The sequence below is a fragment of the Glycomyces sp. NPDC047010 genome (assembly GCF_040644205.1).
Classification (GTDB): Bacteria; Actinomycetota; Actinomycetes; order Mycobacteriales; family Micromonosporaceae; genus Glycomyces.
On the sequence record NZ_JBEYVY010000001.1, the window covers coordinates 577,722 to 602,233 of the forward strand.

Genomic DNA, 24,512 nt, shown 5'->3' on the forward strand with positions numbered 1-24,512 from the left:
CTACTGGAAGTCGACCATCAGGTTAACCGCTCACGGCGCGCACGAGGACGGCCCGGGGGCGCGTCGGCCCTGGATCACGCCTGCGTGTCGCTCAGGCCACTCCAGACCCTTGCGCCTCTTTGCGGGCCATCGACGGGATCGCGGACTCGCCGAGCGCGGTCTTGCGGACCGGTTCGGCGTACGTGGCCTTCACCTCGTCGGCGAACACGCCGATGAGCTCGCCGGGCGCGAAGTCCCCGAGGTAGTACTCGCGGACCTCGGCGCGCAGGGCGGCCTTCGTGTCGTGCAGCAGCAGCTCGTCGAGGACCTCCTCGACGTTCCCGGCCTTCGGGTCGAGCAGGTACGCGGCCTTCGCGAGCGGGAACTCGTCGAGGTACTTCTCGCGGTAGCCCTTCGGGTCGGTCATCGCGAACGGGCGGCCGCTGTAGAGCCAGTCGGAGGCGGTCCCGGAGATGTCGGAGATCGCGACGTCGGCGGCGTTGATGCAGTCGGTGAGCGACACGCGCGACTCGGCCTGCGCGCCCCACAGGTGCGGGCGGCCGGTCTTCGCGGCGTCGGCGGCGATGAGCGCCTTGATCTCCGCGGCGAGCGCGAGGTAGGCGGCGTTGGTCTTGGTGTACGGGTGGGTGCGGAACACGAGGGTCACGTCCCGCTCCAGGAGCGCCTGCACGATCTTCTTGCCCTGCTTGAGGGACGAGTAGTTGACGTCGGCGGTGAGGCCGGTCCAGGTGGGCGTGTACAGCACCACCTTGCGGTCGCCCTCGGCCTTCTCGCGGTCGCCGACGCGCAGGTCGTGCAGTTGCGGGCGGCCGATCTTCTTGAACTTGTAGTTCGGGATGTCCACGCCGTACCGGTGGTACCGGTCGACCCCGGCCTGCCCGGCCACGAACACCCGGTCGTACATGAGCGAGACGGGGCTGCGGCTGATGGCCTTGTCGGAGTCGCCGTGCATGAGCTGCACGTGGAGGTACTTGTCGAGCTTGATGAGCTGCGCGTTCTTGATCGCGTGGTTGACGTAGTAGCAGGCGCGCACGCTCTCGGGGAGGATCGTGTCGAGCACCGACTGGGCCGGGACGAGCACCACGGGCGCGTTCGTGCGGGCCACGATGCCGTCGTAGAGGTAGCGGTCGCGGATGAGGATCAGGTACGGGTCGCCGACCTGCTCGAAGTACGGCAGCCACATGTTCAGCTGGTACTCCGAGGCGCGGGCGCCCGCGAAGTAGACGACGTACTTCGGCTGGAGCCGGGTCACGGCGGTCATGACGCGCCCGTCGACCGGGTGCGACTCGCGGCGCCGGTGGAAGTACCCGGACAGGAACGCCAGGCCCGTCCACGCGAACGAGGCGAGCGCGAGCACCAGGAACACGACGTCCACGGTCCCGGAGTAGTCGGCGGGGACGGCTGCGGCGGCGACGTACGCGAGGCCCAGGGCGCTCATGATGCGGACGATCACCGGCGGCGTGGACCACCGCTCGCGGGTGCTGCGCTCGACGTCGAGGTTGACCGAGAGCAGGTAGCCGACGTTCAGCGCCCGGTCCACGATGTCGGAGGAGACGGCGAACAGGGCGATGAGCACCCCGGCCGCCAGCAGGGGCCACCGCTCGAACCCGCTGACCTGCCACACCGCGACGAGCACGGCGGTGGAGGCGACGATGCGGGCGGCCCGGAGGTTCGCGATGTTCTCGGTGGTCCGGCGGGCCACGCCCGCGAACGCGACGAGCGCGAGGAGGAGCGTCGGCCACGGCGCCTGCCACGCGGTGAGGGCCAGGGCCAGCGCCGCGGCCCCCGACGCGGTGGGCAGGAACGTCCGTGACTTGAGCAGCTTCTTCAACAACTTGGCGTGCCTTTGCTCGAATGGTCGGTGTCGTGGTGATGCTGGGGGGCGTCGGCGACGGTGCCACGCGGGATCGGGGCGGCCTTCGAGGGTGGGACGGGTGCGGGGGCTACTTGAACGCCCGGTTGACGCTGTTGAGGTCTTCGGCGAAGTCGACTTCGATGACGTTGTGCGCGGAGATGTCGACGGCCTCGAACTTGACGCCGTCCTTCTCGATGGCGAGCTCGATGCCGCCCTCGAAGTAGTCCTGGTCGTCGACCTCGGCGAGGCGCTTGGCGACGAGCGCGCGGTCGTCGGCGGAGACGTAGTTGATGCCCACGGCCTCGCCGAGGGCGCCGTCGTGGACCTGCTTGGAGAGCTTCGCGATGTAGCCGTCGGCGCCGAGCGTGTACTTGACCTCCTCGTCGGAGGTCTTCGCGGTGTTCACGGCGACGAACGAGTGGTCCATGGCGATGTGCGGGAGGAGCACGTCGAGGACCTGCGGGTCGAAGACCACGTCGCCGTTGAGCCACAGGACCCCGCCGGGGCCGAGGATGCTGAACGCCTTGAGGAGGCTCTTGGAGGTGTTGGTGTCGCCGTACGCCTGGTTGTAGATGAAGCCGACGTCGGGCACCTCCTCCATGATCATCTCCTTCTTGAAGCCGACGACGAGGTGGATGGAGTGGCGGCTGAACCGGGAGGTGAGCAGGCGCAGCGAGCGGCCGAGGATCGTCTCCCCGGTGTTCAGGGGCGTCAGGGGCTTGGGGTGCGGTTTGCCGAGCCGGGAGCCGACGCCGGCCGCGAGGATCACGATGTTCGTGGACATGTCGAGTGCCACCTCGTTCGGTTTAGGTGCTGGATCGGTGAAGTTTACCTAGCTGAACGGCCGGTGACGCAGTCGCCAACGCAAGGTTTACGTGACCGTCACATGAGAATCCGCTGATCATGCGGCCCGTGACCAGTGCCCGACCGCCGGTGACCGCACCGGCGTTTCCGCGCCCGGCCTCACGGCGCCGCCAGGAGCGCCGCGGCGATCCGGAGGTCCTCCGGACCGGTCACCTTGAGGTTCCGCTCGGCGCCCGGGACGGTGCGGACAGGCACGTCAGGGCGGTAGCGCAGGACCACGGAGCAGTCGTCGGTGGGCGTGAACGCGGGGTCCGCGGCGGCCGCTTCGTGCGCGGCGGCGATGAGGCCGAGCCGGAACCCCTGCGGGGTCTGGACGCGGGCGAGCCGGGCCCGGTCGGGAACCGCGGTGATGCGCCCGCCCTCGGTCTCCACGACGGTGTCGGAGGACGGGACCGCCGCGGTCACCGCCTCCCATTCGTCAAGGGCCGCAGCGACATCGGCGATGATCCCACCGGTGACGAGCATCCTCGCGGCGTCGTGCACGAGGAGCTTCGCGCGCGGTCCGGCGACCCCCTGGACCCACCGGATCGCCGCCACCGACGAGTCGGCGCGGGTCGCCCCGCCGCCGATCACCGCCGAGAGTTTTGTCACATTTGCGGCTTTGGCAATGTTCCAGGCCGCTTCGTGGTGCCCCTCGGCCATGACGAGCACGATCCGGTCCACCGCCCCACTCGCCTCGAACGCCTCCAGGGTGTGCCGCAGCACGGGCTTCCCGGCGACGTCGAGGAGCTGCTTGGGCAGGCCGGCGCCCATGCGGGCGCCGGTCCCCCCGGCGAGCACGGCCGCGATCGTCGGTTCACTCGGCACAGCGCGTCTCCTGGGTCCTCGGGGGCGGGTCGCCGCTCAATCTACAAGCGCCCGCTCCGGCTCAGCCGCGGGCGCGCGCGACCTTCTCGAACACGGCCACGTGGAGCCCGACGACCTCGCCCGGCTCGTACCGCTTCGCGGTGGTCCGGCCCGCGTCGGCGAGCTTGCGGCGCAGCCGCGGGTCGCCCATGAGCCGCCGCAGCGCGTTCGCGAGCGCGGTCGGCTTCATCGGCGGCACGAGCAGGCCGTTCTCCTCGGACTGGATGATCTCCAGCGGCCCGTGCTTGACGGCGCTGCACACCACCGGCAGCCCGGCGGCCATCGCCTCGACGATGACGAGCCCGAACGGCTCGAACCGCGACGGGATCGCCGCGATCGACGCCTTCTCCCACTCCTCGTCCAGGGGCGTCACCGGCCCCGGCAGCTCCACCCGGCCGTCCAGGCCCAGGTCCGCGATCATCGCGACGAGCTTCTCCTTGTTCGGCCCGCGCCCGAAGATCCGCAGCTTCCACTCCGGGAACTCCTCGGCGACCTGCGAGAACGCCTTGACGAGCGTGTCGAAGCCCTTCATGCCGGTGAGCCGCCCGGCGGTCATGATGAGCGGCTCGGTGAGCTCGGCGGCGGGCCGGGAGCTCGGCGGGATCGAGTTGGGGATGCACCAGATCTTCTCGCCCAGGCCCGGGAACGCCTCGTGGTAGACGGCGGCGTCGGCCTCGGTGATGGTGACGATCGCGTCGAGCTTCGGGTACTCGGCCTCGATGCGCTTGCGGACCTCGGGCCGGTAGTGGTCGAGGTACATGTGCTCCTGGGCGACCATCGCGTACTTCTCGGGGCGGCCGTACTCGGCCATGTACAGGTTCACCGACACCTGCGTGCCCACCACGACATCGGCGTCGGCGCGTTCGAGATAGCGCTTGACCCGCAGGTCGAGGAGTTTCGAGGACTCGCCCTGGTTGTTCACTTTATCGACGTCCAGGAATGAATGGCGCTTAGCCTGCCAGCGCTCGACGAATGAAAGGCGCTCGCCGCCTTTCTCCGGTGCGCGGGTGTCCCAGAGATTGACCACTGTGATGCGTGGGTCGATGGTGAAGTCGGATTTCTTCTTGTGCCTCACGAATGATGCGATCGTCACGTCGTGACCGAGGTCTACCAGGGCTTCCGCGGTGTTGAGGGTGGTCTTGATGGTGCCGCCGATGCCCCAGATGTTACGGACCAGAAATGTGATTCGCATGTACTCGAAACCCGCTTTCGAAGAATTGCCGTCTTCAGCCACATCGGACGATCGTCGCTCCGCATCGAGCGGTGTCCGCAAAGCCTTGACGCGCCGGACCCTTGACGAGGTTGCATCCAAGCAGAAATTAGTTTACGAACGGTTGAACCGTAGGGGGACGCGCCGAGGCGGGACGTGGTCGGGCGCATTCGGGTGTCAGACATGCCACATATCGGTGAAAGCAGACCACTCGGGCAAAGCGGAGGCCCGGCCCCCGAACCGGGGGCCGGGCCTGTGGTCCGGTGCCGCTACTCGCCCGAGGCGGGCTTCTTCGCGGCCTTCTTGACCGCCTTCTTCACGGTGGTCGTCTTCTTGGCCGCGGTCTTCTTCACGGCGGTCTTCTTCACGGTCTTCTTGGCGGCCGTCTTCTTCGCGGCGGTCTTCTTGGCCGCCTTCTTCGCGGTCTTCTTCGCCGGGACGGCCCCCGAGGCGACCTTCTCGCGCCGCTCGGCGAGCAGCTCGGCCGCGCGGTCGATCGTCAGGTCCTCGACGGAGTCGGTCTTGCGGATCGACGCGTTCGTCTCCCCGTCGGTCACGTACGGCCCGAAGCGCCCGTCCTTGAGCGAGACCTCCTTGCCGGTGACCGGGTCGGGCCCCAGCTCCTTCAGGAGCGTCTGGGCGCGCTGCTGGCGCCCGCGGGTCTTCGGCTGCGCGAGCAGCTTCTCGGCCTCTTCGAGGGTGAGCGAGAACAGCTGCTCCTCCCGGTCGAGCGACCGGTAGTCGCGGCCCTTCTTCACGTACGGCCCGTGCGGGCCCAGGCCCGTGCGGATCTCCTCGCCCTCGGAGTCCTTGCCGACCAGGCGCGGCAGCGTCAAGAGCTGCACGGCGTCGTCGAGCGTCAGCTCCGAGAGCTTCTGGCCCGTCAAGAGCGACGAGGACTTCTCCCCCGACGTCACGTACGGCCCGTACCGGCCGCTCTTGGCGAACACCGGCTCCCCGGTCTCGGGGTGCGTCCCCAGCTCGCCCTCGGCGGACCCGAGCTCGTACAGCTCCTCCACCTTCGCCTCGGTCAGCTCGTCCGGGGCCAGCGACTCGGGCACCGAGACGCGCTCGCCGGGCTCCCCGGCCTCGGCCTGCGCGGGCGTGGTCCGCTCCAGGTACGGCCCGTACCGGCCGACCCGCGCCACGACCTGCCGCTGCTGGGCGTCGGTGTACAGCGGGATCGAGTTGACCTGGCGCGCGTCGATCTTCGCCAGCTCCTCCTCGACCATGTGCCGGAGCCCGCCGGACGCCGCGACCGTGCCTTCCTTGTCCTTGCCGCCGAAGTAGAACTTCCGCAGGAACCCCTCGCGGGACTCCTGCCCGGCGGCCACGCCGTCGAGCTCGTCCTCCATCCCGGCGGTGAAGTCGTAGTCCACGAGCCGCGGGAAGTGGCGCTCCAGGAGGCCCACGACCGCGAACGCCCGGAACGCGGGCACGAGGGCCTGGCCCTTCTTGAACACGTACTCGCGGTCCTGGATGGTCTGCATGATCGACGCGTACGTCGACGGCCGCCCGATCCCCCGCTCCTCCAGGGCCTTCACGAGGCTCGCCTCGGTGTACCTGGCGGGCGGCTGCGTGGTGTGCCCGGCCGCTTCGAGGCCCTTCTCGGCGAGGTGCTGGCGCTCGGCCAGCTCGGGGAGGCGCTTCTCCGCGTCGTCCGCGTCGCCCTCCTCGATGGACTCGACGTAGGCGAGCAGGAAGCCCGGGTTGGTGATGGTCTTGCCGGAGGCCCCGAAGTCGGCCTCCTCGCCCGAGGCGGTGACGGCGCGGGTGCGCACCGACGTGGAGTTCCCGGTGGCGTCGACCATCTGCGACGCGAGCGTGCGCCGCCAGATGAGCTCGTAGACCCGGTACTCCTCGGCCGACAGCTGCGACTTGATCTGGTTCGGGGTCTTGAACACGTCCCCGGCGGGCCGGATCGCCTCGTGCGCCTCCTGCGCGTTCTTCACCTTCCGCGCGTAGTGGCGCGGCTCGGCGGGCACGTACTGCGCGCCGTACAGCTCGGCGGCCTGCGCGCGGGCGGCGTTGATCGCCGTCGCCGACAGGTTCGTCGAGTCGGTTCGCATATAGGTGATGTGGCCGTTCTCGTAGAGCCGCTGGGCGACCCGCATGACCTGCGCGCTGGAGAGCCGCAGCTTGCGCCCGGCCTCCTGCTGGAGCGTCGAGGTGATGAACGGCGGGTACGGGCGGCGCCGGTACGGCTTCTTGTCGACCTTGAGGACGGTGAAGTCGCGCCCCTCCAGGCGCCCGGCCAGGCCGCGCGCGCCCGCCTCGTCGAGGTGGACGACGTTCCCCCGGGCCTTGCCGGTGGCGGCGTCGAAGTCCTTGCCGGAGGCGACCCGGTCGCCGTCCACGGCGATCAGGGTGGCCTTGAACCGCTGGTCGTCGGCGGTGGACAGGTTCGCGGTGACGTCCCAGTAGTCCGCGGAGCGGAACGCCATGCGGGCCCGCTCGCGCTCGACCACGAGCCGCGTCGCCACGGACTGCACGCGCCCGGCCGACAGCCGCGGCATGACCTTCTTCCACAGGACCGGGCTGACCTCGTACCCGTACAGCCGGTCGAGGATGCGCCGCGCCTCCTGCGCGTCCACGAGGTCCTGGTTCAGCTCCCGCGGGTTCGCGGCCGCCTCGGCGATCGCCTGCGGCGTGATCTCGTGGAAGACCATCCGCTTCACCGGGATCTTCGGCTTCAGCGTCTCCAGGAGGTGCCACGCGATGGCCTCCCCCTCGCGGTCCTCATCGGTGGCGAGGAAGAGCTCGTCGACCTCCGCGAGGTAGCCCTTGAGCTTCTTCACGTGCGCCGAGCGGTCGGGGTTGACGATGTACAGCGGCGCGAAGTCGTTGTCGACGTCCACGCCGAGCCGCGACCAGGCCTTGTCCTTGTACTTCGCCGGGATCTCCTTCGCGCTGCGCGGGAGGTCGCGGATGTGCCCGAGGGAGGAGTCGACGATGTAGCCGGCACCGAGGTACGACGCGATCGTCTTCGCCTTCGCCGGGGACTCGACGATGACCAGGCGTTTGATGTCCGGCACTGCTCCCACCGTTCACTCGGAAAATGCACTCGAATCGTTACGGTAGCTCACGCTTCCGCACTGCGTCCCCTGAGTATGGGTGTGCCCCGTTCCGATGGAACGGGGCACACGCCGGATAAGTGACCCGGAAAGCTAGCCGACCTCGACCGACTCACGCTGCTCCGGGGTGCGGGCTTCCCCCGCCTCCACCACCGAGGAACGGCGCTTGGAGACGACGATCGCGGTCACGAGGGCGGCGACGGCCAGGCCCGCGATGATCCAGCGGATCGGGCCGCCGGCCTCGTCGCCGACGCCGTCGACCGTGTAGACCACGACTGCGGGGGCGATGATGAGGCTCACCAGGTTCATGACCTTCAGGAGCGGGTTGATGGCCGGGCCCGCGGTGTCCTTGAACGGGTCGCCGACGGTGTCGCCGATGACCGCCGCGGCGTGGGCCTCGGAGCCCTTGCCGCCGTGCGCGCCGTCCTCGACGTCCTTCTTCGCGTTGTCCCAGGCGCCGCCCGAGTTCGCGAGCATGACGGCCATGAGGACGCCGCACGCGATCGCACCGGCGAGGTACGCGGCGAGCGGGCCGACACCGAGGCCGAAGCCGACGGCGATGGGCGCGGTGATCGCGAGCAGACCCGGGGTGACCAGCTCGCGCTGGGCGTCGCGGGTGCAGATGTCGACGACGCGGCCGTACTCGGGCCGCTGCGTGCCCTCCATGATCCCGGGGAAGCGCGCGAACTGGTCGCGGACCTCGTTGACGACGGACCCGGCGGAGCGGGCGACGGCGTTGACGGCGAGGCCGGAGAACAGGAACACGACGCTCGCGCCGATGATGAAGCCCACGATGTTGACCGGGTCGGCGATGTTCAGCGTCTCGAACAGCGCGCCGCCCGCGAGGCCCTCGGAGGCCACCGCGTCGGTGTAGGACCCGAACAGGGCGGTCGCGGCCAGGACCGCGGTCGCGATCGCGATGCCCTTGGTGATGGCCTTGGTGGTGTTGCCCACCGCGTCCAGGTCGGTCAGGGTGCGCGCGGCGTCGCCCTCGACGTCGCCGGACATCTCCGCGACGCCCTGCGCGTTGTCGCTGATGGGCCCGAAGGTGTCCATGGCGACGATGACGCCGACGGTGGTGAGCAGGCCGCAGCCCGCGAGCGCCACCGCGAACAGGGAGACGAGGAAGACCCCGCCGCCGAGCAGGTACGCGCCGAGGACGGCCGCGGCGATGGTGAGCGCCGTGTAGACCGCGGACTCCAGGCCGAGCGAGAAGCCCGACAGGATGTTCGTGGCCGCACCCGTGCGGGTGGAGGCCGAGACGGTCTTGGTGGGCTTGTAGCGGGTGTCGGTGTAGTACCCGGTGAGCGCCAGGATCGCGGCCGCGAGGGCGATGCCGATGAGGACCGCGACGATCGCGAGGACCTGCGGGTTCACCGGGATGTCCGCGATGTCCTCGGCGGAGATCTTGCCGCCGAGGTCGGACCAGGACGACGGGACGTACCAGAACACGGCCGCCGCGGTGAGGACCGCGGACACGACCGCGGAGATATAGAACGCGCGGTTGATCGCGGTCAGGCCCGAGGCGTCGGAGGCGCGCATGCGCGTGATGATGACGCCGAGGATCGCGACGACGATGCCAACGGAGGCCACCAGCAGCGGCAGGATCAGCCCGGTCTCGCCGAACGCGGCGCGGCCGAGGATGAGGCTCGCGACGAGCACGACGGCGTAGGACTCGAAGAGGTCCGCGGCCATGCCGGCGCAGTCGCCGACGTTGTCGCCCACGTTGTCGGCGATGGTCGCCGGGTTGCGCGGGTCGTCCTCGGGGATGCCCTGCTCGACCTTGCCGACGAGGTCGGCGCCGACGTCGGCGGCCTTGGTGAAGATGCCGCCGCCGACGCGCATGAACATGGCGAGGAGCGCGGCGCCGAAACCGAAGCCCTCCAGGACCACGGGCGCGTCGGCGTTGTAGATGAAGACCACGACCGAGGCGCCGAGCAGGCCCAGGCCCACGGTCATGAACCCGACCACGCCGCCGGTGCGGAAGGCCAGGTGCATCGCGGTGGTGGGCTTGCCGTCGCGGGCGGCCGCGGCGACGCGCACGTTCGCGCGGGTCGCCATGCTCATGCCCGCCCAGCCGATGAACGAGCTGAACACGGCGCCGACGATGAAGAACACGCTCCGTCCGATGCGGACGTCCGTGCCGCCTTCGGCCGGGAGCAGGAACAGCAGGACCACGGCGATGACGACGAAGATCCCCAGGGCCTTGAACTGGCGGTTCAGGTAGGCGGAGGCGCCTTCCTGGACGGCTCCGGAGATCTCGCGCATCTTGTCGGTGCCGGTGCCGGCTCCCAGGATGCTCTTGACGAGCGCCGCGGCGCCGCCGAGCGCGATGAGCGCCAGCACGGCCGCGAGCACGACGAGGCTGAGGTTCGCGCCTTCCAGCGCGCCTACGCTCTCGTCGCCGTTGGCGAGCAACGTATGCATGTAGTTCCTCCATAGAACAAAGAAGCAGCGCAGGCAGGGCGCGCCCCTTCGCAGACACGTAGGGGGCCGCTCCGGGGAAGCGGGCGGCCGGTGCCGCGCCCGGGGTTGCCCGCGGGCAACGCTCGGCTACGCGGCTGACTTAACGTGCGGAGTGTAACGAGATGAGGGCTTTCGGAGTGGGTTCGGTCACGCGGGTCCGCGGGGGTGTGCAGGGCCTCAGTGGTCGGTCGCGGAGCCCGACCCGGGCAGGGGCCACGACATGCTGACGGTGGTGCCCCCGTCGGCGTCGGGACCGGTCACCACCAGGTCTTCGACCAGCCCGCCGAGGACGATGAGGGTGATCTCCTCGGAGAGGGTGTCCTCTTCGAGCGCGTCGTGATCGTTCGCTCGCGCATCGCCGCCGACGGCGCCCGCGCCGACCCGGTCCCCGGAGCGTGCGCGCAGATCCTGCGCGTTGTCGGTGATTTTCGCAACAAAACGATCACCGATCGAAAACTCTACGCGCACGAGGTCGCGCAGACCGCGGTCCCTGTGCCGCAGGACCGCGCGCGTGCACGCCTCGCCGACCGCCTGGCGGACCTCGTCGAGGAGCCCCGTGGCCACCCCCGAGCGGGCCGCGACGTCCGCGGCGACGAGCCGCGCGGCGCGCACGTAGGCGGCGGCGGGGGTGAAGGCGAACCTGACCGTCGCGGGCTCCGGCCGCCTTCCACCGGTGCGGTCGTGCCTGGAGCCGTTCACTCGCCGGGCACCGCTTCCCTCACGTCGAGGACCTTGTCCAGCCCGGTCAGGTCGAGGAGCTTGCGGATGCGGGGGTTGGCGCACACGACGACGAGGCTGCCCCCGGCGTCGGAGAGGCGGCGGCGGGCGCCGATGAGGACGCCCAGGCCGGTGGAGTCGCAGAACTCGGTGGGCGTCAGGTCGATGGCGACCCGCATGCGCCCCTCGGAGGAGAGCTGGCGGACGGCTTCGCGCAGCTGCGGCGCGGTGTACATGTCGATCTCGCCGGTGACGCTGATGACCGCGTAGTCGCCGACGGTCGAAAGGCCCAGCCCCAGTTCGGGCTCGGGCGCCCCGTCGCCTGAAGTTCCCCTCACGCCGTCTCTCCTACCTGGCTGGAGTGTGTCTTGGCCCATAAGCGTACTGCGTTCCGAGTGGACAGGAGCCGGGAGCGTATGACCGATATGCGGGCGGGCACTGTCGCCGGAGGCCGGATGTCGGCCCGTTGCGGCATCATTGCAGGATGTCAGCCGACCAGCTCATCGCCGCCCTCGACTCCGAGGACGGCGGGGTGCGCCACCTCCGGAGGCTCCCCGCCCGGGCCTCCGTGCGCGCCGCGTGGCCCGAGTGGGTCCCCGACGAGGTCCGCAAAGCCTTGGGGGACACCGGGATCACGCTCCCCTGGCCGCACCAGGCCGAGGCCGCCACGCACGCCTTCGAGGGCCGCGACACCGTCATCGCCACCGGCACCGCCTCCGGGAAGTCCCTCGCGTACCTGCTGCCGCTGCTCACCGAGGCCGCCGCCGACGGGCCCGGCCGCACCCTCTACCTCGCCCCCACCAAGGCCCTCGCGGCCGACCAGGCCCGCGCCGTCGCCGAGTTCGACGTCCCCGGGCTCATCCCCGCGATCGTCGACGGCGACACCCCGTTCGAGCACCGCCAGTGGGCGCAGCGCTTCGCGAACCTCGTCCTCTCCAACCCCGACCTCCTCCACCACTCGCTCCTCCCCCGCCACCGCATGTGGCGCTCGCTCCTCAAGGACCTCAAGTACGTCGTCGTCGACGAGTGCCACGTCTACCGCGGCGTCTTCGGCGCCCATGTGGCCCTGACGCTCCGGCGCCTCCTGCGCCTCGCCGCGCACTACGGCGCCAGCCCCGTCGTCATCGCCGCCAGCGCCACCGCCGCCGACCCGGCCGCGTCACTGTCGGTCCTCACCGGACGCCCCGCGACCGCCGTCACCGTCGACTCCTCGCCCTCGCCGGGCGCCACCGTGGCCCTGTGGGAGCCGGTGACGTACGAGGTCGAAGGGGAACCGCAGCAGGCGTCCACGCTCTCGGAGACCGCAAGGATGCTCGCGCAGCTGGTGCGCCGCGGGGTGCGCACGCTCGCGTTCGTGCCGTCCCGGCGGGGCGCGGAGATCGTTGCGGCCGAAGCGAAGTCACGCCTCGGCGCCGACCCTTCAGCCGGGCGCATCGCCGCGTACCGGGCCGGGTACCTGCGCGAGCACCGCCGCGACCTGGAGGCGGACCTGCGGGAAGGGCGCCTGCTCGGGGTGGCGACGACGAACGCCCTGGAACTCGGCATCGACGTGACGGGCCTGGACGCGGTACTCCTGTGCGGGTACCCGGGGCGCCTCGCGTCGTTCTGGCAGCAGATCGGGCGCGCGGGCCGCGGGGACACCGAGGCCCTCGCCGTGATGCTCGCGAAGGACGATCCGCTCGACACGTTCCTGGTGCACCACCCGGAGGCGATCTTCGACCGGCCGGTGGAGGCGTCGGTGTGCGACCCGTCGAACCCGTACGTGCTCGCGGGGCACCTGTGCCTGGCGGCGGAGGAGCTGCCGCTCAAGGAGTCCGACCTCGCGTCGATCCCCGGGAGCAGGGCCGTGGCCGACGAGCTGTGCGAGCAGAAGCTGCTGCGCAAACGGGCCGGGGGCCGGTACTACTGGATCGGTTCGGAGCGCCCGGAGGTGACGCTGCGCGGGTCGGGGCCGATGGGCGTGGACATCGCGGAGACGAGCACGGGCCGGCTGATCGGCACGATCGACGCCGCCGCGTCGCACCGCCTCGTCCACCGCGGGGCCATCTATCTGCACCAGGGCGAGTCGTACCTCGTGGACGACCTCGACCTGGAGGAGGGGCTGGCGCTGGTCCACGCGGCGAAGCCGCCGTGGACGACGAGCTCGCAGGAGATCACGCACCTGGAGATCCTCGCGGAGCGCGAGCGGCTGGAGATGGGGGACGTGACGCTGAGCCTCGGGGAGGTGGAGGTGACGTCGTGCGTCATCTCGTACCAGCGCCGCCGCCTGCCCTCGGGCGAGGTGATCGACACGCAGCAGCTGGACCTGCCGCCGCAGACGCTGCGCACCGTGGCGGTGTGGTGGACGGTGGACCCGGAGTCCCTCGACGGCCTGAAGGACCTCGCGGGGTCGCTGCACGCCGCCGAGCACGCGTCGATCGGGCTGCTGCCCTTGATCGCGACGTGCGACCGGTGGGACATCGGGGGCCTCTCGACGGCCGCGCACATGGACACCGAACTGCCCACGGTGTTCGTGTACGACGGCCATCCGGGCGGCGCGGGCTTCGCCGAGCAGGCGTTCCGCAAGTGGACGGACTGGCTCGGCGCGACCCGCGAGGCCATCGCCGGGTGCGACTGCACCTCCGGCTGCCCCTCGTGCATCCAGAGCCCCAAGTGCGGCAACGGCAACGAGCCGTTGAGCAAGCCCGGGGCGCTGACGCTGCTGAAGAAGGTGCTCGCCGCGGCGGAGGGCCCGGTGACCGCGAAGTCCTTCGCCGACAAGCCGGTGAAGGAAGAGGACGACCTCTGGCCGGGGGACTTCTGAGCGTCCTACCCGGCGACGCGGTTGAGGCTGGCGCTCAGGTGCGGGCTCATCGGGTGGCCCTCGGCGGCCATCTCCTGCGCGTACATGAGGGCGCCTTCGACGATGCCGTAGAGGCGCTTGCCCGCGGTGACCTCCTTGGCCTGCGGGCTGCGGACCACGGCGTCGGTGGCGATCTCGATGCGCGTGCCATCGACGTGCCCGTAGTACAGGTCGAGCACCCCGGTCGGGTGCGCGAGGAGCACTTCGATCTCGGGCTTCTTCGGGTCCTCGCCCTTGACGACGCGCCACCAGCCGGTCTCCTGCGCGGCGGGCCGGACCGGCTTCCCGTCGGGGTCGACGATCCAGGAGCGCGAGTGGTAGCGCAGGAACGGGCGGCCGTCGTGGACGAACGACGCCTCCTGCGCGAACAGGAAGTCCTCGGCCCCCGGGTACCCGCCCTGCCCGCGGCCGCGCCAGCGCCCGACGAGCGGGAGGAGCGGCAGCAGGTCGTCGTGCAGGTTCGGGCCCTGCCGGAGGTCGTCGGTCTCCTCGAACGGGTAGGGCTCGACCTTGTCGAAGGTCGAGGCGAACTCCGCCGGTACTTCGCGCTCGCTCATTTGTTCCTCGCGGTTCGGATGGTCCAGTAGCCGAGCGCGCCCGCCATGGCGCCCGCGGCGATGACGAGCGCGGCTGTCAATGCCGTCTCCACGGCCACCACTTTACGTCCGCACCTCGCCGTTCGGCCGATGCGATGGCAAGATGTTGTCCATGACTACACCTGGACCCTTCGACAACTGGCTCTCGGACATGGACGGCGTGCTCGTCCACGAGGGGGTGCCCGTCCCCGGCGCCAACACGCTCATCGAGAAGCTCCAGTCGGCGGGGAGGGGGTTCCTCGTCCTCACCAACAACTCGATCTACACGCCGAACGACCTCCATGCGCGCCTGAAGAAGTCGGGTCTGGACGTGCCGGCGGGGAACATCTACACCTCGGCGATGGCGACGGCGGACTTCCTGCACTCGCAGCGCCCGAAGGGCTCGGCGTACGTCATCGGCGAGTCGGGGCTGACGACCGCGCTGCACGAGATCGGGTACGTGCTCACCGACTTCCGCCCGGACTACGTGGTCCTCGGCGAGACCCGCCGCTACGACTTCGGGGCGCTGACGACCGCGGTGCGGCTCATCAAGGCCGGGTCGCGGTTCATCTGCACGAACCCGGACACGACCGGCCCGTCGCTGGAGGGCATCCTCCCCGCGTGCGGCGCGATGGCGGCGATGATCACAGCGGCGACCGGCTCGGAGCCGTACTTCGTGGGCAAGCCGAACCCCTTGATGATGCGGAACGCGTTGCGGCGCATCGGGGCCCACTCGGAGTCGACGGTGATGATCGGCGACCGCATGGACACCGACGTGCTGTCGGGCCTGGAAGCGGGCCTCGAAACGGTGCTCGTTCTGTCGGGGGTCACTGACAGTATGGAAGAGGTCGAGCGCTACCCGTTCCGGCCCAACCACGTCAAGGACTCGGTCGCCGACCTCATCGACTGGATCGAGTGAGCCGAGCCAGCAAGGAGCGCCCCATGCCTCCCGGTCAACGCCCCACCACCAGCAGCACCCGCGCCCGCCGGGAGGACGACGCGGCGCCCGCGCCCCAGCGGGCCCAGCGCGACACCCCGGTCCGGGAGGCCCCGCAGGCCCAGCCCGCCCCCCGCCAGCCGGCCGCGCCGCGCACCGCGCGCGACGCGGAGTCGAAGCTCTCCGGCCCGGAGTCGCGCATCCTGGAGTTCGAGGCGCGCTGGTGGCGCGCCTCGGGCGCGAAGACGCAGGCCATCGCCGACGAGCTGGACCTCACCCCCGAGCGGTACTACCAGCAGCTCGCCCGCCTCATCGACCACCCGGAGGCCGCCGCCGAGCAGCCGGCGGTCGTGCGGCGGCTGCGGGCGGCCCGGGACGCGAGGCGCGCCGCCCGCTAGACGTCGCTCCGTGAAGCGTTGCGCCGCTCGGTGACCCAGAACCAGAGGGCCCCGACGGCGAACACCGCGAGGCCGCCGAGCACGGACGCGAGCGGGAGGCTCGCGGCCACGAGCAGGCACCCGGCCAGCCCCAGCCACGGCAAAGGGGCCCGGGTGTCCAGCGTGGCCGCGGCGGCGTTCGCCACCGCGTAGTAGATCAGCACGCAGAACCCCGAGAACCCGATCGCCCCCGCCAGGTCCATCGTGGACACCATGACGAGGACGACGACGCTCGCGGCGATCTCGGCCGCCCACGGGACCCCGAACCGCTCCGAGACCGCCGACAGCGGCCCCGGCAGGCGCCCGTCGCGGGCCATCGCCAGCGCCGTGCGCCCGATCCCCGCCAGCAGGCTCAGCAGCACGCCCGCGGTCGCGATCCCCGCGCCGACCGCCACCAGGGGCTTCACCGCGGGCGCGGCGGCGCCCGCGAGGTCCGCGAGCGGCGCAGTCGACTCGGCGAGCGTCCCGGCGCCGAGGACGCTCAGTGCGGTCACGGCGACGGCGGCGTACACGATCACCGTGGCGCCCAAGGCGATCGCGACGGCCCGCGGGATGGTCTTCTCGGGTCGCGACACCTCTTCCCCCAGGGTCGCGATGCGCGCGTACCCGGCGAACGCGAAGAACACGAACCCGGCGGCCGTGAGCACGCCCCACGGGTGCGTGTCCCCCAGGGGCCGGGCCGCGACCGGGCCGGTGAGCCCGGCGGTGACGACCGCGGCGAGGACCGCGACGGTGATCGCCGCGAACACGGCGGAGGCGAGCGCGGTCCGCTTGACGCCCAGCAGGTTCACGGCGCAGAACGCGACGACCGCGGCGGCCGCGAGCGCCCGCGGGTGGTCCGGGAGCAGGTACGTGCCGAGCGTGAGGGCCATCGCGGCGCCGGAGGCGGTCTTGCCGACCAGGAAGCCCCAGCCCGCGGCGAACCCGGCGGCGGGGTGCAGGCGCACCGTCCCGTACACGTAGGCCCCTCCGGACTGCGGGTGCAGTGCGGCGAGGCGGGCCGAGGACCGGGCGTTGCAGTACGCGATGACCGCGGCGATCCCTAGGGCCGCAAGGAGTCCGGGCCCTGATCCGGCGGCGCGTGCGGCGGGCGCCCAGACGGTGAAGACCCCGGCGCCGAGCATCGAGGCGAGGCCGATCGCGACGGCTGAGGGGAGGCCGAGGCGGCGCTGGAGGGGCGGCCGCGCTCGCGGCGGAGTGGGCATGCCGAGACGATACCGCGCACGGGTTTCCGCTCAGGGGCGGCGATATCGCCGCTCGGGTTCGAGCCAGAGCGGCAGCGGGACGGTGGCCCAGTGGACGCGCTGCATGAGCCTGATGAGGACCAGTCCCATGAAGAGCCCGGCGAGGGAGTCGGTGAGCCAGTGGAACCCGAGGTACGTGGTGGAGAAGAACACGATGGCGACGGGGGCGGTGAGCAGGAGCCGCCGCTGCCAGGTCTTGAGGACCGCGCCGGTGAGCATGATGAGCAGCCCGTACCAGATGAGGGTGTTCACGACGTGGCCCGAGGGGTAGGCGCCGACCGCGGTGTCCCCGAGGTCGCCGAGCTCGGACCGGTCGGGGTAGTAGAGGAGGGACTGCGCGGCGTCGGCGTACGGCCCGGGTTCGGGGCGCGGCCAGTGCGGGTAGATCCGCGGGAACGCGAGCTTGAGGACCAGGACCAGGGCGGTCAGCATGTACGCGCCGAAGAATGCGACCACGGGCCGGATCGTCTGCTTGAAGTAGCCGATGAGCGCGGCGATGCCGAGCGCCAGCCCGGAGAGGAACCCGCCCTGGCCGAGCTTGTTGGTCTGCACCAGGAACCAGTCGAACCACGGGGGCCGGTGCGCGTCGGAGAAGTCGCGGATCCAGATGTCGAGGTCGATCAGGGGGCTGTGGAACGTCGCGAGCACGGTGCACAGGGCGAACGCGGCGGTCAGGAGGACCTCCGGCCACCACGAGACCGGTCGCCGCACGACGAACGGCTCCCAGCCCCCTGGGGCGATTCGACCGATGCGCTGCCTGATGCCCGTCACGGGCGTAAGCCTAGCGACGCCGGATCGGGGCCCGGCCCGGTATCCGAACGCGTGAGGGGCGCCCGCGGTCCGCGGGCGCCCCTCATGCGGCGTGCTTACAGTTCGGCGACGTCGGCCTGCTTGGCGCGGACGGCCTCGGCGGCCTCCTTGAGGTTCGCCAGCTCGGTGTCGGTGAGCGGGGTCTCGACGACCTGCTGGACGCCCTCGGCGCCGATCTTGGCGTTGACGCCCAGGTAGACGCCGGAGATCCCGTACTCGCCGTCGACCCACGCGCACACCGGGAGCACCGCGCCGGAGTCCTCGGCGACGGCCTTCGCCATGCGGGCGGCGGCGGCGGACGGGGCGTAGTACGCGGAGCCGGTCTTGAGCAGGGCCACGATCTCGGCGCCGCCGTTGCGGGTCTTGGTCACCAGCTCCTCGACCTTGTCGGCCGGGAGGAGCTCGGCGAGCGGCTTGCCGTCGACCGAGGACTGCGAGGGGACGGGCACCATGGTGTCGCCGTGGGAGCCGAGCGTCAGGGTCGTCACGGACTTGACGGGGACCTGGAGCTCCTCGGCCACGAAGTTCGTGAAGCGGGCGGTGTCGAGCATGCCCGCCTGGCCCAGGACCCGGTTCTTGGGGAAGCCGGAGGCGAGCTGGGCGAGGGCGGTCATCTCGTCGAGCGGGTTCGAGACGACGATGATGACGGCGTTCGGGGAGTGCTTGACCAGGTTCTCGGTGACGCCGCGGACGATGCGGGCGTTCACTTCGAGGAGGTCCATGCGGCTCATGCCGGGCTTGCGGGGCAGGCCCGCGGTGATGACGATGACGTCGGACCCGGCGGTCTTCTCGTAGCCGTTGCCGTCGTTGTCGGTCGTGGCCCCGACGACCTTGGTCTCGAAGCCCTCGATGGTGCGGGACTGGTTCATGTCCAGGGCGATGCCCTCGGGCTTGCCCTCGACGATGTCGGTGAGGACGACCTCGTCGAAGACGTCGTACTCGGCCAGGCGCTGGGCGGTGGTGGAGCCGTAGAAACCGGCGCCGACGACCGTGACCTTCTTACCCATCGAATGCTCCTCTGCATTGCTCGAAAGCCTGTGTGCTGCCGCAGGCTGGTTGCCGGTAGGGGCTACGCGAGCGTAACCAGGACCGTTCCCCCACGCTATGACCCTGGTCTCGCCCACCGCATCCGGCCCCTCACCGGGTGGCGGGCGCCTCTGAACGGGCCCGCCGCGGGCGTGCGGGCGCGGGGCCGCCGCTCCGCCCGACGTCGTGCGGGGGCCGCTCGCGGTGCCGTTCTATCCTGGTGCCGTCCGAACCGGAGGGAGCCGCACGTGTCCGTCTCGATCGCCGTCGTCTCCGCCGCCGCCGCGGGCCTGGTCGCCCAGCTCGTGGACGGCGCCCTCGGCATGGGCTTCGGCACCGTCGCGGCCTCGCTCCTGACCGGGATCGGCCTCGCGCCCGTCGTGGCCGCCGCCGCGCTCGCGACCGCGTCGCTGGTCACCGGGGTCATGGCCGCGGCCTCGCACACGCGCTTCGGGAACGTCCACTGGCCCACCGCGACCCGCCTCGCCGCCGCGGGCGCTGTCGGCGGCTTCGCCGGGGCCTGGGCCCTCGCGTCGCTCGCCGGACTCGACGGCGCCACCCCGGTCGCCAGCGCCGCATTGATCGCGGTCGGCGCGGTCCTCGCCTGGCGCGGCTACCGCGGACGCCTCTCTCTCGGGGCGGCCCGCACCGGCTTCACGCTCCCCACCGGCCTCGTCGGCGGCTTCGCCGGGGCCGTCGCGGGCGGCTGGGGCCCGGTCACGGTGCCCGTGCTCATGGCGGTCTCACGACTCGAACCGCGCCGCGCCGTCGGCTCGGCCGCTGTCGGCCAGGCGGCCGCCGCCGCGGGCGCGCTCCTCGGCTTCTGGATCTTCGCCCCGCAAGCCCTCGCGGTCGGCATGCCCCTCGCGGAGGGCCTCGCGATCGGCGGCGCCCTCGCGGCCCCGTTCGCCGCGTGGCTCACCGGCCGCGTCCCGGCCGCGAAGCTGACGGCCACAGTCGGGATGCTCGCCGTCGCCCTCCACCTCCGCTCGCTCGTCGCCGACGTCGCGCTCCCGTGGCCCGCCGTCGCGGGCGCCTACCTGGCCCTCGCCGCCCTCTGGGCCCTCGCCCTCACCGGCCCCCGCGACCGCCCCGCCCCCGCGGTCCCCGAACAGCGCACCGAACGCGTCGAAGCCGGGGCCGACGCCCCCGCGACGTGAAACCCGGCTGACAGCCGGGGCGGGCGCCCGTAGCGTGGGCCGGAGCCGATCAGAAGGTGGGCGACCATGCCTTTCACGACGATGGACTCCGGCGCCCCCGCCGGATTCGCGACGGACGACTTCCTCCTCCGGCCGATCAGGGCCGCCGACGCCGAGCTCGACTACGCCGCGGTCATGGAGAGCAGGGACTACCTGCTGGGGTGGGAGCAGACGGGGTGGCCCGCGGAGGACTTCACCGTCGAGGCCAACCGCGAGGACCTGGAGAAGCTCGAACGGTGGCACGAGGACGGCGCCGGTTTCACGTACACGGTGATGGACCCGGCCGAGACCGAGTGCCTCGGCTGCGTCTACCTCAGGTCGACCACCGCCCGCGCCTACGCCGGGGCCCGCATCACCCCGGTCGGCGACCACCGGTGGGACGCCTACGAAGCGACCGTCTCCTTCTGGGTCCGCAGGTCCCGCCTCGGCACCCCCACCGATACCGGCCTCCTCGCCCGCCTGCGAACCTGGCTGGCCCGGGACTGGAGCCTCCGCGGCCACCTCTTCACCACCAGCGAGCTGTTCACGCAGCAGGTCGACCTGATCGGCCGCACCGACCTCCGGCACCGCTTCACCATCGAGAAGCCGGACACGCCGGGCCGCTACCTCGCCTACGAGTAGGCGCCCGGCGGAACACGGAAAAGGCGGGCCCCGCGGGGCCCGCCTCCCTCAATGCCTTCTAGAACGCGTTGCCGCGGGAGAGCTCCCGCGCGATGACGATGCGCTGGACCTGGTTGGTGCCCTCGTAGATCTGGGTGATCTTGGCGTCGCGCATCATGCGCTCCACGGGGAAGTCGCGGGTGTAGCCGTAGCCGCCGAGGACCTGGACCATGTCGGTGGTGATCTGCATGGCGGCGTCGGAGGCGAAGCACTTGGCGGCCGCACCGAAGTAGGTGAGGTCGCCGTCGCCGCGCTCGGAGCGGGCGGCGGCGGCGTAGGTGAGCTCGCGGGCGGCGCTGATCTTCATGGCGGCGTCGGCGAGGAGGAACTGGACGCCTTGGAACGCGGCGATCGGCTTGCCGAACTGCTCGCGCTCGGCGGCGTAGGCGGTCGCGGCGTCGAGCGCGCCCTGGGCGATGCCGAGGGCCTGCGCGGCGATGGTGACGCGGGTGTGGTCGAGGGTGCGCATGGCGAGCGAGAAGCCCTGGCCCTCTTCGCCGATGAGCCGGTCGGCGGGCAGGCGCACGCCGTCGAAGTAGACCTCGGCGGTCGGTGAGCCCTTGATGCCGAGCTTCTTCTCGGGCTTGCCGAAGGAGACGCCCGCATCGTTCTTCTCCACGACGAACGCCGAGATCCCCTTGGGGCCCTTGCCGGGCTCGGTGACGGCGAAGACCGTGTAGTACTCGCTGACGCCCGCGTTGGTGATCCACCGCTTGACGCCGTTGAGGACCCACTCGTCGCCTTCGCGCACGGCCCGGGTCGTCATCGAGGCGGCGTCGGAGCCCGCCTCGGGTTCGGAGAGGCAGTAGGAGAACATCGCGTCCCCGGCGGCGACGGGCGGCAGGTAGCGGCGCTTGAGCGCCTCGGAGCCGTCGAGGAGGACCGGGAGGGACCCGAGCTTGTTGACCGCGGGGATGAGCGAGGAGGACGCGCACGCGCGGGCGACCTCTTCGATGACGATGGCGGTGCCGAGCGCGTCGATGCCGGCGCCGCCGTACTCGGCGGGGATGTGCGGGGCGTGGAGGTCGGCGGACTTGAGCGCCTCGTAGGACTGCTCGGGGAACGTCGCGGTCTCGTCGGCCTCGGCGGCGTGCGGGGCGACCCCGGCGTCGCAGACCGAGCGGGTCGCGGCGCGGATGTCGTCGTACTCTTCTGGCAGCTGGTACGGGGTGAACCCGGTGGACATCGATGGCTCCCGGCAGTGAGGCTCGAGCAGTGCGCTGAATGATTGTTACTCGTCGGTAATACAGGGCGAGTGTAGCCCATGCGGTGGCCGTCCGGTGACGGCCGACACCGTGAATTATCCGCGGCTTCCCCGCAACGTCATCTGAAGTTCAAGCGTGGAGCTGAATATACGATGGCGCAGGCCATAGGGACGTTCACGTACAATTCGAGGTCGCCGCGCGATGCGGGATCATGTGTACGGGCGCCGCAGCACCCCGGACCCGCACGACCAGCACTGCACCGATCTACAGACAGGGCACGCATCTGATGGCCAACGCGAACCAGACCCCCTCGCAGAACCCCACGACCCGGCCCCGCATCTCGTTCCTGGGCTGCGGCTACCTCGGGGCGACCTACGCGATCTGCTTCGCGGAGCTGGGCTACGAGGTGATCGGGTACGACGTCGACACCGCGAAGATCGAGTCGTTCGCGTCCGGCACCGTCCCCTTCCACGAGCCGGGCCTGCCCGAGCTGCTGAAGAAGAACCTCGAATCGGGCCGCCTGCGGTTCACCACCGACGTCGCCGCGGTCGCCGACTTCGCCGACGTCCACTTCATCTGCGTGGGCACCCCCCAGCGCAAGGGCGAGCACGGCGCGGACCTCTCCTACATCGAGGCGGCCGTGGTCGACCTCGCGCAGCACCTGACGCGCAAGGTCCTCATCGTCGGCAAGTCCACCGTGCCCGTGGGCACCGCCTCCTGGGTCCAGGAGCTGGTCGACCGCCACGCCCCCGAGGGCCTGGGCGTCGAGGTCGGGTGGAGCCCGGAGTTCCTCCAGGAGTCGAACGCGATGCACGACGTGCTGCGCCCCAACCGGATCGTCTACGCCGCCCAGTCCGAGTGGGCCTCGCAGCTGCTCAAGGACGTCCACCGCGGCATCCTGGAGCTCGCCGCCGTCGAGGACCGCGAGGTGCCCGTCGTGGAGACCGACCTGGCGACCGCGGAGCTCGTCAAGGTCGCGGCGAACGCATTCCTGTCCACCAAGATCTCCTTCATCAACGCGATGGCCGACCTGAGCGAGGCCGCCGGGGCCGACGTGGTCGACCTGGCGCGGGCCATCGGCTACGACCAGCGCATCGGCAACAAGTTCCTGCGCGCGGGCATCGGCTTCGGCGGCGGCTGCCTGCCGAAGGACATCCGGGCGCTCTCGGCGCGCGCCGGCGAGCTGGGCGTGGGCGAGTCGTTCCGCTTCCTCGACGAGGTCGACGCCGTGAACACCCGCCGCCGCACCCACACCGTGCGCTCCGTCGCGAACCTGGTGGGGCGCACCCCGGGCCCGAACGGGCCGGACCTGTCGGGCGTGCGCGTGGCCTACCTGGGCGCGACGTTCAAGCCCGACACCGACGACATCCGCGACTCCCCCGCCCTCGACATCGCCCGCCGCCTGCGCGCGGCGCGCGCCGACGTCGTGGTCTACGACCCGGAGGGCCTGGAGAACGCGAAGGCGTACGCGCCGGAGCTGTCGTTCGTGAAGACCCTCGCCGAGGCCGTGGCGGGCGCCGACGTGGTGTGCGCGATGGTCCCGTGGGAGGAGTTCCGCATCCTCGACCCCGAGGCCCTCGGCCGCCAGGTCGCCGAGCGCCGCCTCCTCGACGGCATGAACGCCTACGACCCTGAGCAGTGGCGCAAGCACGGCTGGACCTACCAGGGCATCGGCCGCTAAGTCGCGGCGTTCACCCGCGTGAACGGCCACGCGTGCGGGGGCCTCGCGATGAGCTCCTCCGGCGGGTCCGGGAGCCGCCGCGGCGGCTCGTCGGCCACCGCGATCACGACGACGCGGTCGCCCGAGACGAACACCTCGGTGCGCACCGCCGAGTCGGCGATCGCGCGGACGCCTTCGTCGAGGACCCAGCGCAGCAGTGCCGCGCCGCGGCCCTCGGCGGCCTTGGCCTCCCACATCAGGGTGTCCACCGGCTACTCCTCGTCCAAGGGGGCATTGGAGCCATTGTCCCCCAAGCCGTCCCAGCGCCGCGCCTTGGCGTGGTCGAGCCCGAACTGGTCCAGGGTGCGGGCCACCACGTGGTCCACGATGTCCTCGATGGTCTCGGGCCGGTTGTAGAACGCGGGCACCGGCGGGAGCACGACCGCGCCCATCCGCGACAGCGCGAGCAGGTTCTCCAAATGGATCTCCGAGAGCGGCGACTCGCGCGCCAGAAGCACCAGGCGCCGCCGCTCCTTCAGCGTCACGTCCGCGGCCCGCCCGATCAGGCCCTCCGTGTACCCGGTGCGCACCGCCGCGACGGTCTTCATCGAGCACGGCGCGATGATCATCCCGTCGGTGCGGAACGACCCCGAGGAGATCGGCGCGGCCTGCTCCGAGGCGCCCCACGTGAAGTCCGCGAGCGCCGACACCTCGGCGGGCGAGTACGGGGTCTCCAGCCGGAGCGTCGTGCGCGCCCAGCGGCTCATCACCAGGTGCGTCTCGACCGTCCCGGTCGCGCGGAGCGCTTCGAGCAGGCGCACCCCGAACACCGCACCCGTCGCACCCGTCATTCCCACGACCAGTCGCATCGCCACTCCTCGAATC

General features: G+C 71.3%; 21 protein-coding genes. 6 read left to right on the forward strand and 15 right to left on the reverse strand.

The features are described from left to right. Window positions 1–91: 91 nt before the first annotated feature. The 8 genes from AB0A65_RS02715 to AB0A65_RS02750 form a co-directional block, all read right to left on the reverse strand. On the reverse strand, window positions 92–1,834 hold the full coding sequence (locus AB0A65_RS02715) for a CDP-glycerol glycerophosphotransferase family protein (RefSeq protein WP_359945113.1): 1,743 nt from the start codon (window positions 1,832–1,834) through the stop codon (window positions 92–94). 109 nt (window positions 1,835–1,943) lie between these two features. After that, the gene (locus AB0A65_RS02720) at window positions 1,944–2,639 is read right to left on the reverse strand and encodes a phosphocholine cytidylyltransferase family protein (protein WP_359945116.1); all 696 of its coding nucleotides are present in this window, start codon (window positions 2,637–2,639) and stop codon (window positions 1,944–1,946) included. A 179-nt stretch (window positions 2,640–2,818) separates the two neighbouring features. After that, on the reverse strand, window positions 2,819–3,526 hold the full coding sequence (locus AB0A65_RS02725) for an IspD/TarI family cytidylyltransferase (RefSeq protein ID WP_359945119.1): 708 nt from the start codon (window positions 3,524–3,526) through the stop codon (window positions 2,819–2,821). A 61-nt stretch (window positions 3,527–3,587) separates the two neighbouring features. Beyond that, a complete protein-coding gene (locus tag AB0A65_RS02730; protein WP_359945122.1) occupies window positions 3,588–4,757 on the reverse strand; it encodes a glycosyltransferase family 4 protein in 1,170 nt (389 codons plus the stop codon). A 287-nt stretch (window positions 4,758–5,044) separates the two neighbouring features. Beyond that, entirely contained in the window at window positions 5,045–7,810 is a 2,766-nt protein-coding gene (gene topA, locus AB0A65_RS02735) for a type I DNA topoisomerase (protein WP_359945125.1), read from the reverse strand. Window positions 7,811–7,942: 132 nt separating this feature from the next. Continuing rightward, window positions 7,943–10,276, reverse strand: coding sequence for a sodium-translocating pyrophosphatase (locus AB0A65_RS02740; protein ID WP_359945128.1), 2,334 nt, complete (start codon window positions 10,274–10,276; stop codon window positions 7,943–7,945). A gap of 216 nt (window positions 10,277–10,492) precedes the next feature. Beyond that, entirely contained in the window at window positions 10,493–11,014 is a 522-nt protein-coding gene (locus AB0A65_RS02745) for an ATP-binding protein (protein WP_359945131.1), read from the reverse strand. Next, entirely contained in the window at window positions 11,011–11,370 is a 360-nt protein-coding gene (locus tag AB0A65_RS02750) for an STAS domain-containing protein (RefSeq protein WP_232014141.1), read from the reverse strand. The genes AB0A65_RS02745 and AB0A65_RS02750 overlap by 4 nt, the downstream gene beginning before the upstream one ends. A 146-nt stretch (window positions 11,371–11,516) precedes the next feature. On the opposite strand from AB0A65_RS02750, the gene AB0A65_RS02755 reads away from it, so the two are divergent. Then, window positions 11,517–13,835, forward strand: a complete 2,319-nt coding sequence (locus AB0A65_RS02755) for a DEAD/DEAH box helicase (protein ID WP_359945135.1) — start codon at window positions 11,517–11,519, stop codon at window positions 13,833–13,835. A gap of 5 nt (window positions 13,836–13,840) precedes the next feature. Here AB0A65_RS02755 and AB0A65_RS02760 read toward each other — a convergent pair whose 3' ends face one another. Beyond that, a complete protein-coding gene (locus AB0A65_RS02760; RefSeq protein WP_359945138.1) occupies window positions 13,841–14,431 on the reverse strand; it encodes an FABP family protein in 591 nt (196 codons plus the stop codon). 151 nt (window positions 14,432–14,582) lie between these two features. Here AB0A65_RS02760 and AB0A65_RS02765 point away from each other — a divergent pair, with 151 nt between their 5' ends. Together AB0A65_RS02765 and AB0A65_RS02770 are read left to right on the forward strand one after the other, a co-directional pair. After that, the gene (locus AB0A65_RS02765) at window positions 14,583–15,368 is read left to right on the forward strand and encodes an HAD-IIA family hydrolase (protein WP_359945141.1); all 786 of its coding nucleotides are present in this window, start codon (window positions 14,583–14,585) and stop codon (window positions 15,366–15,368) included. Between the two features lie 23 nt (window positions 15,369–15,391). After that, the gene (locus AB0A65_RS02770; protein WP_359945144.1) at window positions 15,392–15,784 is read left to right on the forward strand and encodes a DUF3263 domain-containing protein; all 393 of its coding nucleotides are present in this window, start codon (window positions 15,392–15,394) and stop codon (window positions 15,782–15,784) included. On the opposite strand, the gene AB0A65_RS02775 is transcribed toward AB0A65_RS02770, so the two are convergent. The 3 genes from AB0A65_RS02775 to mdh all read right to left on the reverse strand — a co-directional run bounded on the left by AB0A65_RS02775 (window position 15,781) and on the right by mdh (window position 18,884). Beyond that, on the reverse strand, window positions 15,781–17,028 hold the full coding sequence (locus AB0A65_RS02775) for an APC family permease (RefSeq protein ID WP_359945147.1): 1,248 nt from the start codon (window positions 17,026–17,028) through the stop codon (window positions 15,781–15,783). The two genes, AB0A65_RS02770 and AB0A65_RS02775, sit on opposite strands and share 4 nt — an antisense overlap. A gap of 30 nt (window positions 17,029–17,058) precedes the next feature. Beyond that, window positions 17,059–17,838: a phosphatase PAP2 family protein gene (locus tag AB0A65_RS02780; protein WP_359945150.1), complete on the reverse strand. Its 780-nt coding sequence runs from the start codon at window positions 17,836–17,838 to the stop codon at window positions 17,059–17,061. Window positions 17,839–17,933: 95 nt separating this feature from the next. Then, on the reverse strand, window positions 17,934–18,884 hold the full coding sequence (mdh, locus tag AB0A65_RS02785) for a malate dehydrogenase (RefSeq protein ID WP_359945153.1): 951 nt from the start codon (window positions 18,882–18,884) through the stop codon (window positions 17,934–17,936). Window positions 18,885–19,151: 267 nt separating this feature from the next. Between mdh and AB0A65_RS02790 the strand changes: the two genes are divergently transcribed. Further along, window positions 19,152–20,063 (forward strand): sulfite exporter TauE/SafE family protein, encoded by a 912-nt coding sequence (locus AB0A65_RS02790; protein ID WP_359945156.1) that lies wholly within the window; start codon window positions 19,152–19,154, stop codon window positions 20,061–20,063. Between the two features lie 66 nt (window positions 20,064–20,129). Next, complete coding sequence (locus tag AB0A65_RS02795; protein WP_359945159.1) at window positions 20,130–20,723, forward strand: N-acetyltransferase; 594 nt, start codon at window positions 20,130–20,132, stop codon at window positions 20,721–20,723. A gap of 58 nt (window positions 20,724–20,781) precedes the next feature. On the opposite strand, the gene AB0A65_RS02800 is transcribed toward AB0A65_RS02795, so the two are convergent. Further along, window positions 20,782–21,948, reverse strand: coding sequence for an acyl-CoA dehydrogenase family protein (locus tag AB0A65_RS02800; RefSeq protein WP_359945162.1), 1,167 nt, complete (start codon window positions 21,946–21,948; stop codon window positions 20,782–20,784). Window positions 21,949–22,253: 305 nt separating this feature from the next. Here AB0A65_RS02800 and AB0A65_RS02805 point away from each other — a divergent pair, with 305 nt between their 5' ends. After that, window positions 22,254–23,648: a UDP-glucose/GDP-mannose dehydrogenase family protein gene (locus AB0A65_RS02805; RefSeq protein WP_359945165.1), complete on the forward strand. Its 1,395-nt coding sequence runs from the start codon at window positions 22,254–22,256 to the stop codon at window positions 23,646–23,648. On the opposite strand, the gene AB0A65_RS02810 is transcribed toward AB0A65_RS02805, so the two are convergent. Both AB0A65_RS02810 and AB0A65_RS02815 read right to left on the reverse strand, forming a co-directional pair. Next, a complete protein-coding gene (locus AB0A65_RS02810) occupies window positions 23,645–23,896 on the reverse strand; it encodes a hypothetical protein (RefSeq protein ID WP_359945168.1) in 252 nt (83 codons plus the stop codon). The genes AB0A65_RS02805 and AB0A65_RS02810 overlap by 4 nt on opposite strands. 3 nt (window positions 23,897–23,899) lie before the next feature. After that, complete coding sequence (locus tag AB0A65_RS02815; protein WP_359945171.1) at window positions 23,900–24,496, reverse strand: UbiX family flavin prenyltransferase; 597 nt, start codon at window positions 24,494–24,496, stop codon at window positions 23,900–23,902. Between the last annotated feature and the right edge of the window lie 16 nt (window positions 24,497–24,512).